This is a genomic window from Vibrio sp. T9 (assembly GCF_003123985.1).
GTDB lineage: Bacteria > Pseudomonadota > Gammaproteobacteria > Enterobacterales > Vibrionaceae > Vibrio > Vibrio diabolicus.
The window spans coordinates 26708-34986 of record NZ_NIGY01000019.1 but is presented as its reverse complement, the minus strand read 5'-3'; the positions used below and the strand labels follow the sequence as shown (position 1 = coordinate 34986).

Genomic DNA, 8279 nt, shown 5'->3' with positions numbered 1-8279 from the left:
GCAATTGTTCAGAGATTTTCACGGTTCTAAAGTACGTTTCACAACGCGCTCTCAAGTGAATGAGTTTGTAGCGGAAACAACATGCTAACAAACTGTTTAAGAGTGATTCGCAACGCGTGGCATTTTTGCTATGCGTTGCGTTTAGTGTTTAAGGTGGTATGCGGAAGCATCGGTATTGCGTTGCTCACACCTTAACAGGGCGTTAGTACGGGATTGGAATCAAGGTAAAAAGTTTCAGTGTTTATTGGTTCCCTTTCCAAGTTTTACACCTGAACTGGCGTGCCTTTCACGTTCTTTCCGGTGGCACTATATGCGGAGTGTTCGCTTTGGCTTCACCGTTTACGGTTTCTAACTTTTTGGCTATTTCTCTGGCGCGGCTTCTTTTGTGTGGTTAGTTTTTTAATCTTAAATTCAATACGTTGGTTTTGTTGTCAAAGTTCGGTGACCGAATCCTTTGCTAATTTGAAATTGGTAAAAAATGGGTAATTTGGCGTATTTTTCTTCTAGCCAGCTTACGTTTTGAGATTGAGTTCTAGTTTGGTAATTGTCCGTTTGGCTTCAGCGTTTTAAGCCAACAGTTTCGTGCTATATTTCAGTATCTTGGTGCAAACCAAAAGGTTTTGGAACAGCGTACTAACAAACAATTTAAGAGTGATTCGGCACGCGTGGCATTTTTACCATGCGTTGGTTTTAATGGTTAAGGTGGTATGCGGAAGCATTGGTATTGCGTGCCTCACACCTTAATTGGGCGTTAGGCGCCTATGAAATGAACTACGGAATATTTGCTAATGAAACTCGAAGAACAAATTGAGAAGTTATCAGACATAGGGTTGTCGTTGAATAAAGGTGTGACTATTAACGATTTGCTCCTTTCATATTCGAGAGAAGAATACGAATCGAATCCTTTTGATTTAATTCTTTTTGTATACGGAATAGAGATTGAAGAAGAACCATGGGGACGGTTTGTTTGTGATCAAGCGTGGAATTTCGATGTAGAGGCGATTGAAGACGACGGTTCCTATACTGAAATCGTAAAGCAGTTCCACCGAATTACAGGCAGAACTAAGAATTTAGAAGGGCTGCGAGATAGTGTAAACCTAGAAGAACATTATGCAGAGCTTCAATATTCAGTTGATGGTGTTAAAAGGCTACTGAAGCCTGAAATAGACGATGATTGGGCAGATGCTAAAACTATCGAAATTATACTAAGCGATTTACGCCAACCGGGGTTCGATTTCTATCCAAAGGATAATGGACAAGCCAGTATTTGGTTCTATTTGTCTGAAAGTCAGGCTATAAAGCTAAACAAACTCGCCAGTAATGTGTTTAATTTAGAACGTAAACCATGGTGGAAAGTATGGTAGTTCTCAGTGAGTTCAAGACGCCTAACAAAGCATTTAAGAGTGACTCACAACGCTTGGCGATCTCAGTTTAAACTTGGTTTTAGTGTTTAAGGTGCAGTGGTTTAGGTTAGGTGTTTAGCGTTGCTCGCACCTTAATGCGGCGTTAGTTTTCAGGAGAATTATGAAACCTTGGGTCAGATTTGAAAATGTAGAAGTCAAGAGGGATGGCTATTATGTTAGTTACTCTCCTAAGTTTGTAAGTGCAGAAAATGATGATTCAACAGCACTGCTATCCGTCCGTTTACTTCGAGAACACAACCTTGAAGAATGTAAACAAATTGCTGAGTCTGAATTTGAATATTGGATCAAGCGCTATCCAGTTCCATTACAAGCATTGGTTAAGTTTGAATGCAAAACGGCACATCGTATTTCAAACATAGCTGAGTGCCCTTATATTTGTGGTGTTTCAGAAAACGAATATCGCTGGGGTGGATTCTTAGATAATGAGCTAGAAACTTATATGCCTTCAAATGATGAATTGAAAGTAATTTATAGTGAGTTACCCAGCAAAACATCAGAAGAAGCAGACATCAAGCTTAATCAAAATATTATCGGTATGCGAGCGATGAAATGGTTTGTGTTATTCACTGCCGTATTCATCCCTGCATTAATTGCATTTCTAGGTTGGTCTCATCCAGTGTTTTCTGCGCTGGCTTTACTCTTTGCTTGGTACAAGTGCGCGGATAAGTGGCTGCTACTGTCAGGGCGAAAGATAAAAACTGAAGTGGAGTTAGCTTCTGAAGAAGACAAGCGGTTAAAAGAACACCATCATTACCACTGTAAACTGAACCCTAAAGGTTTTGAGCGCTTGAAGTTGGATAACTTCAAAGCAAGTCGTGACGAGCGTCTGCGTAAAAAACTGGAGGGTATGAAGTCGGCTGAAATTGAAAACTAACAAACAATTTAAGAGTGATTCAGCACGCGTGGCATTTTTGCTATGCGTTAGTTTTAGTGATTAAGGCGGTATGCGGTAGCATCGATATTGCGTGCTTCACACCTTAATTGGGCGTTAGGCTACAAGTTGATACTCATCATTAATATACATCAACATTCATGCTAAGGTTCGTGTTTTAAGTGAATCTAAAGCTTGTTCTTATTGTGAATGTATTTGTTCTTTAAAATAGACAAAATTAATGGAAATATTGTATGAAGTTTACAACAACGATTATTTCATTGGGGTTGCTCTTCTCTGGGAGTGTACTAGCAGACTCTAAAGTGTGGGGTAACGGTGGCGTTGAATCAAACCTAAGCCCCAAAATAAAAGTAGACCTGTTTCACAATGTTAGTGGTGATATAAACATTGGGTTAACGTTCCCATCTGATGATTGTCTAGCCTTCGAGGAGCAAGTACACAATGCTCCTTCTTATAATATTAATGGTACTTTGGTTAAAACGTATGCTCAGTGTGTTGGCAAAGGTGAAAGAATGGATTTCCCAGCTACGCTAGCAGGCAAGGAATATGTAATAAATCAATTTAAATTTAAAAAATTGGTTGTGTATGGTCAGGATGGCTTCGAAATTACATTTAGTGCGATTGGTTTTTCTAAAGTATATGCGCGTTACAAGGATAGAATGAGCGGAATTTAGCCTAACAAACTGTTTAAGAGTGATTCGCAACGCGTGGCATTTTTACTATGCGTTGCGTTTAGTGTTTAAGGCGGTATGCGGGAGCTTTGGTATTGCGTTGCTCACACCTTAACAGGGCGTTAGCAATCAGGGAGAAATTGGAGTTGAGTGGTTATCAATCGAATTTAGAAAGTCAGCTGAACATGCTCAATGAGACTTGGGATTCATTAATAAGTAACGGAGTCACCAACGAAACAGAGTTAGTTCTAGAATTTAGCTACTTATGTCCAAATAAAGTATCAGCCATTCAACTAAACGATGCTCTCGAAAACTATGAGTCACTGATCAGAAGTGAAGGGTTTATTAACCGCTCATGGTTTGTTGAAGGATATTCTCACCCGACAACGGTAACCAAAGACATCCTTGCTCAATGGTTAGACTTTATGGTTACAAAAGGTTGGGAGTTTCAATGTACCTTTGATGGTTTTGGGGCTTCGTTTAGTTAAATTGCTAACAAACTGTTTAAGAGTGATTCGCAACGCGTGGCATTTTTACTATGCGTTAGTTTTAGTGTTTAAGGTGGTATGCGGTAGCATCGGTATTGCGTTGCTCACACCTTAACAGGGCGTTATGCGAATGGAGTAAATGGAAAGTTAATAGTATGGTTTCTAAATATCAAATTAAATCGAATCTGTCAGAGGCTCAAGTTGAGTCAGATGTATCAACTTTTTTTGGTTGGATGTCGAAAGATGCTCCATTTAGATTGCACGATGTAAATGAGCAACTTACAGGCTCAGACAAGGCTTTTTACAACCAAGGCTTTGCTTTTCTAATGCAATTCAAAAAGTCGGAGGGGCTTTACTCTGCATCAGATGTTTCAGTTTCTACTAGGAAAAACCGTAGTAAACTCGAAGATATTAGAGAGTTTCGTCAAAAGCATAATTTAAATGATGATCCTACTCTGTATTTTCCCCTAAGAAAAAAGGCAAAGAATGCTTTAGATTTGCAGCATAATGTTCTTCTTGAGTATGCCAATCAGCCAAATTCACAAGCGTTTTATGTTGCACCGTTGTTGCTAGATAAAAAAGAATATTATGATACACTCTTTGACTCAGTAAACCGATTTCAAAAGTTTCCATTCCATAACAAAAAATATCGACTATATCGTAAGAATTGGGTTTCTACGGTTGGGTTTGTACCATTCTTGAAAGAGCATATATCTATAATTCCACATGAAAGAGTAACAACGCATGAACACTACTATTCATTCTCTGGAACAGGGGGAGATGTTGGTTGGCACTCTCCTGAAATCATGTCCGAATCTCCCCAAAGATTAGGAGATGTCTTAGAACATGAGATTAAGACTTGTGTGCGTGAAAATAAGTTTGTCTCACTAGAAGCTTTGCCGAGAGTGCTCGAAATTGATTACCAAGAGTCATTTCCCGAGACAAATGACCCTTTAGAACGATTGAGGGTGTGGGGGGAAAGTATGTTTCGAGATTATGGTATTAAGGTTTTTGTTTTGTTGGCGCACAGTGAATATCTAGAACGCTACAAAATAGAATTCGCATAACAAAGCATTTAAGAGTGATTCCCAACGCATGGCATTTTTCATTCCATCGTTGGGTTTTGTGTTTACGGTGGTTTGGTTAAGTTTCGTGGTTGCGTTGCTCACACCTTAATGCGGCGTTATAACTTGTCTGTCCAATCATGATTATTGGGGTGAACCATGTACTCTTACAAAATGTCTAACATTGCTAGATATTCAAATATTGAGGCTCCGATGAAATTTCTCCGTAAGTATAAAATAAGCGTTCTTTTCTGTATCAGCGGTATTTTGTGTTTAATTGCTTATAACACCATGGGTTCATATGTAGATGAGAATGGTTTCTTAGTTGAGCCATTTGGGTTCATTCCTTTATTTTGGCTTTTTCAGCTACTGGCGTTGGTGGCTTTGGTTGTTACCTTCGTTAGACATAGAAAAGTTCAGTAAAAGGGCTAGTTAAGCCACAAGCACACGAAGACGCTTCGTTATAACAAAGCATTTAAGAGTGATTCCCAACGCTTGGCATTTTTCATTCTATCGTTGGGTTGTGTGTTTACGGTAGTAAGGTTAAGTTTTGTGGCAGCGTTGCTCACACCTTAATGCGGCGTTATGTGATTGGAGGCTAAATGTACGGAATTACGGAATTAATTGGTTCCAAGCTGAGTAGAGTTGAGGGTGTTGGCTTATCATCGTTAAAGTTTAGCTCTGGCCGACTAGTGGTTTACAACCCAATTACACTTAGTGGATGCGATGGGATGAAGTCTTTGGTTTTCCGTGAGGTTTTGGATCTAAAAGTGGCAGAAGATTCTTTGTTACTGGTGTTCTCAGGTCAAGCATCTCTGAGAGTATCTCTTCTTGATAATGACTTTACTGGCCCTGAAGCTGCGGTTTATACATCAAATTCAGGTTTTATTGTTGTATTCAACTAAATCACATAACAAGGCGTTTAAGAGGGATTCTCAACGCTTGGCATTTTTAGTTTGGAATCGGTTTTAGTGTTTACGGCACCATGGTTTAGGTTGGGTGGTTTGCGTTGTTCACCCCTTAACGCGGCGTTAGTTGCCAATGAGGAAAACGCAGCTTAAACAGAATGTTTAGAGTTAAAGTCAGTGTGTTTTTGGTGGGGTTCCGTATTTCAATTTTGAATCGTTCGGGTTTATGAAAATCGTTTTCAGGTTTCTTTTGTGGTTGAATTTTCTGTTTCAGAAACCGATTTATTTGTTGAAAGTCAGCTCGGTGACATTGTCTGTCTAAAAGAGCTTTTTGGTGTTGTTGGTTCGTTTTCTGCGGCGCTTTGAGTTCCAAGTGGTTTCAGTGACAGTCGCTTTGAAACTACGCCTGATTTGAGTTTCTTAAAACACTTAAATCTAGTGTTGGCAAAGCGGCAATTAACATCAAATCAAAGCTTTAGGTTTGGCAACTAACAAGGCATTCAAGAGGGATTCACAACGCTTGGCAGTTTTGGTTTGAATCAGCTTTAGTGTTTACGGCACAATGGTTTAGTCTAGGTGGAATGCGTTGTTCACCCCTTAATGCGGCGTTATGCGCTTGTAGAAATGGAGATAATTCATCATGGATGATTTGGCGAGTTCATTACAACGTACTGGTTTAAGAGTCAAAATCAGTAATGGAAAAATTGTAGTTAGACTTGACGGTCTTTCAAATCCAGTTTCGATAATAAGGGATATAGCCGCCGACGAATACAAAGTGAAAACGAATGATTCGATTCTATCGATAGTAGCTTGTTTCTTATTATTTAGCGGCTTGGCAGGTATTTATGAGTATAGTGGTAGTAATTTGATAAACGTTGCACTTATCTCGGTTTCGATATTGTCTTTCGTCACAGTGTTACTTACAGAACTAAAATTAACTAAGTTACGCGCTACTGTAGCTGCGTTCAATAGTCGGGAACGCGCATAACAAAGCGTTTAAGAGGGATTTGGTACGCGTGGCATTTTTAGTTTGCGTTGAGTTTTGTGTTTAAGGTGCTTGCAGAAGCTTATGTATTGCGTGCCTGCACCCCTTAACGCGGCGTTATACGTTTCGGAGGGAAATATGCCTAAATATTTAGTTTCTAACATTGCGGATCGACGCCATGCAAAGATATATGGCGTGGGTGCATTCTTTGATTTAGAAAGCTCTCAACATGGCTGGGAGGAATATAGCCAAGTTAAAGTTGGTGATAGTGTTTATGTAATAAACAAAAATAGAAACGTAGCAGTGGAATACAAAGTAACAGAAATTAAAGATAACCTGTTGCTAGAGGCAGACCCAGTTTGGGGGCATAAAGTTATTGCAATGCAAGGTGGTAACACGCGTGTATTGTTTGGAAAGCCTTTAAACCGCATCGACCAAGAATACTCTTCATTTGTTAAACAGAACAAAGTCAGTAACAGCAAAATAAACAACGAAACAGGGTTGATGCTACAAGGTTTTAACTGCGCAGCCTTTGAGTAAACGTATAACAAACTGTTCAAGAGGGATTCGCAACGCGAGGCATTTTCACTATGCGTTGGTTTAAGTGATTAAGGTGGTATGCAGCGGCTTCGGTACTGCGTTGCTCACCCCTTAACAGGGCGTTAGGGCGCAAGGAGTAAAACGATGATTCATCACATAGATCATATTGTTCTCACAGTCTCCGACATAGAAAAATCAGTGGACTTTTATAAACGGGTTTTGTGCATGGAAGAAGTAACTTTTGCCAATGGCCGTAAGGCTGTAACGTTCGGAAATCAAAAGATTAACTTTCAGCTTCTTGGCCAAGAACCGCGAAATGTAGCTAATGTTGGTTCAGGTGATGTTTGCTTAATTTCAGATTGGCCGTTGACATCAGTGGTAAACCATTTAGTCAAAGAAAATGTCAAAATCATAGAGGGTCCAGTCGAAAAATTAGGAGCTGTTGGTGCAATCCAATCGGTCTATTTTTTGGATCTTGATAACAACTTAATAGAAGTCAGCGTGTATCAATAGGCTCTACGCCCTAACAAACTGTTCAAGAGGGATTCGCAACGCGTGGCATTTTTACTATGCGTTGGTTTTAGTGATTAAGGTGGTTTGCGGCGGCTTAGGTATTGCGTTGCTCACCCCTTAACAGGGCGTTATGTGTTTCCGAAAAATTGAGGTTTCGATGATAGATTTGGATGTAGTCGCGAAGATTGCGGGCGTACTCGGTTTTATTATTAGTGTTCTTACGTTTTGTTTAACAAGGTATGAGCGCAGAGCCAATTGTGTTGTCGAAATCGTCATTGGTGACTTATCTAGTTATTCGGAAGAATTTTCTCCTGATGAAGAGTTATTAGAAGAAACTCTAAAGATTCGAGTTACGAACATCGGAGGGCAACCAGTAATATTAAAACCGGAGTCGTTTTACTTTTCTGCTTTAGGTAAGCGTGTTTCTAAGTCTCAAAATAGGATCGACTGGTTTGGTATTGGAAAGCTTTCGTCACCTCTTAATCCCGGCACTTCGTGTGATGTTGGCACTATTACGGACACCGTTCTTGAAGAGCTTGGTTTTAAAAGCTTAGATCAGTATTGTAATCAGACAGATTTTGCTAAAACAGATGTGCCCATCGAGGCAGGTGTGTCAGACTTAAACGGTCGCACCTATAAAAGTAAAGATTTCTCATATTTTTACTATGTAAACTCATTGGAAAGAAACACATAACAAACTGTTTAAGAGTGATTCGCAACGCGTGGCATTTTTACTATGCGTTGAATTTAGTGATTAAGGTGGCATACGGCGGCATTGGTATTGCGTTGCTCAC

11 protein-coding genes are annotated in these 8279 nt (G+C 39.7%); all 11 read left to right on the top strand.

The features are described 5' to 3' along the window. Positions 1-788 precede the first annotated feature (788 nt). The 11 genes from CBX98_RS24130 (at position 789) to CBX98_RS24050 (ending at position 8179) form a co-directional block, all read left to right on the top strand. Positions 789-1364: a hypothetical protein gene (locus tag CBX98_RS24130; RefSeq protein ID WP_109170419.1), complete on the top strand. Its 576-nt coding sequence runs from the start codon at positions 789-791 to the stop codon at positions 1362-1364. Between the two features lie 160 nt (positions 1365-1524). Beyond that, positions 1525-2298: a hypothetical protein gene (locus CBX98_RS24125; protein ID WP_053812406.1), complete on the top strand. Its 774-nt coding sequence runs from the start codon at positions 1525-1527 to the stop codon at positions 2296-2298. A gap of 251 nt (positions 2299-2549) precedes the next feature. After that, complete coding sequence (locus CBX98_RS24115) at positions 2550-2990, top strand: hypothetical protein (protein ID WP_109170417.1); 441 nt, start codon at positions 2550-2552, stop codon at positions 2988-2990. A gap of 143 nt (positions 2991-3133) precedes the next feature. Next, the gene (locus CBX98_RS24105; protein WP_146192906.1) at positions 3134-3475 is read left to right on the top strand and encodes a hypothetical protein; all 342 of its coding nucleotides are present in this window, start codon (positions 3134-3136) and stop codon (positions 3473-3475) included. A gap of 155 nt (positions 3476-3630) precedes the next feature. Next, positions 3631-4542, top strand: a complete 912-nt coding sequence (locus tag CBX98_RS24095) for a hypothetical protein (RefSeq protein ID WP_109170414.1) — start codon at positions 3631-3633, stop codon at positions 4540-4542. A gap of 210 nt (positions 4543-4752) precedes the next feature. Next, a complete protein-coding gene (locus CBX98_RS24090) occupies positions 4753-4962 on the top strand; it encodes a DUF3955 domain-containing protein (RefSeq protein WP_109170429.1) in 210 nt (69 codons plus the stop codon). A 179-nt stretch (positions 4963-5141) separates the two neighbouring features. Then, positions 5142-5444 carry a hypothetical protein gene (locus CBX98_RS24085; protein ID WP_109170413.1) on the top strand — a complete coding sequence of 101 codons (303 nt, stop codon included), beginning with the start codon at positions 5142-5144 and terminating at the stop codon, positions 5442-5444. A 643-nt stretch (positions 5445-6087) separates the two neighbouring features. Further along, positions 6088-6435, top strand: a complete 348-nt coding sequence (locus tag CBX98_RS24075; protein WP_104974031.1) for a hypothetical protein — start codon at positions 6088-6090, stop codon at positions 6433-6435. Positions 6436-6570: 135 nt separating this feature from the next. Further along, complete coding sequence (locus CBX98_RS24070) at positions 6571-6972, top strand: hypothetical protein (protein WP_109170412.1); 402 nt, start codon at positions 6571-6573, stop codon at positions 6970-6972. Positions 6973-7116: 144 nt separating this feature from the next. Beyond that, complete coding sequence (locus CBX98_RS24060; protein ID WP_109170411.1) at positions 7117-7485, top strand: VOC family protein; 369 nt, start codon at positions 7117-7119, stop codon at positions 7483-7485. A 157-nt stretch (positions 7486-7642) separates the two neighbouring features. Then, the gene (locus tag CBX98_RS24050) at positions 7643-8179 is read left to right on the top strand and encodes a hypothetical protein (RefSeq protein WP_045451742.1); all 537 of its coding nucleotides are present in this window, start codon (positions 7643-7645) and stop codon (positions 8177-8179) included. Positions 8180-8279: the final 100 nt, after the last annotated feature.

Bases quoted from the DNA above. Each gene is read 5' to 3' on its own strand.
- CBX98_RS24130 (WP_109170419.1), top strand. From the start codon at position 789: ATGAAACTCGAAGAACAAATTGAGAAGTTATCAGACATAGGGTTGTCG.
- CBX98_RS24125 (WP_053812406.1), top strand. From the start codon at position 1,525: ATGAAACCTTGGGTCAGATTTGAAAATGTAGAAGTCAAGAGGGATGGC.
- CBX98_RS24115 (WP_109170417.1), top strand. From the start codon at position 2,550: ATGAAGTTTACAACAACGATTATTTCATTGGGGTTGCTCTTCTCTGGG.
- CBX98_RS24095 (WP_109170414.1), top strand. From the start codon at position 3,631: ATGGTTTCTAAATATCAAATTAAATCGAATCTGTCAGAGGCTCAAGTT.
- CBX98_RS24090 (WP_109170429.1), top strand. From the start codon at position 4,753: ATGAAATTTCTCCGTAAGTATAAAATAAGCGTTCTTTTCTGTATCAGC.
- CBX98_RS24085 (WP_109170413.1), top strand. From the start codon at position 5,142: ATGTACGGAATTACGGAATTAATTGGTTCCAAGCTGAGTAGAGTTGAG.
- CBX98_RS24075 (WP_104974031.1), top strand. From the start codon at position 6,088: ATGGATGATTTGGCGAGTTCATTACAACGTACTGGTTTAAGAGTCAAA.
- CBX98_RS24070 (WP_109170412.1), top strand. From the start codon at position 6,571: ATGCCTAAATATTTAGTTTCTAACATTGCGGATCGACGCCATGCAAAG.
- CBX98_RS24060 (WP_109170411.1), top strand. From the start codon at position 7,117: ATGATTCATCACATAGATCATATTGTTCTCACAGTCTCCGACATAGAA.
- CBX98_RS24050 (WP_045451742.1), top strand. From the start codon at position 7,643: ATGATAGATTTGGATGTAGTCGCGAAGATTGCGGGCGTACTCGGTTTT.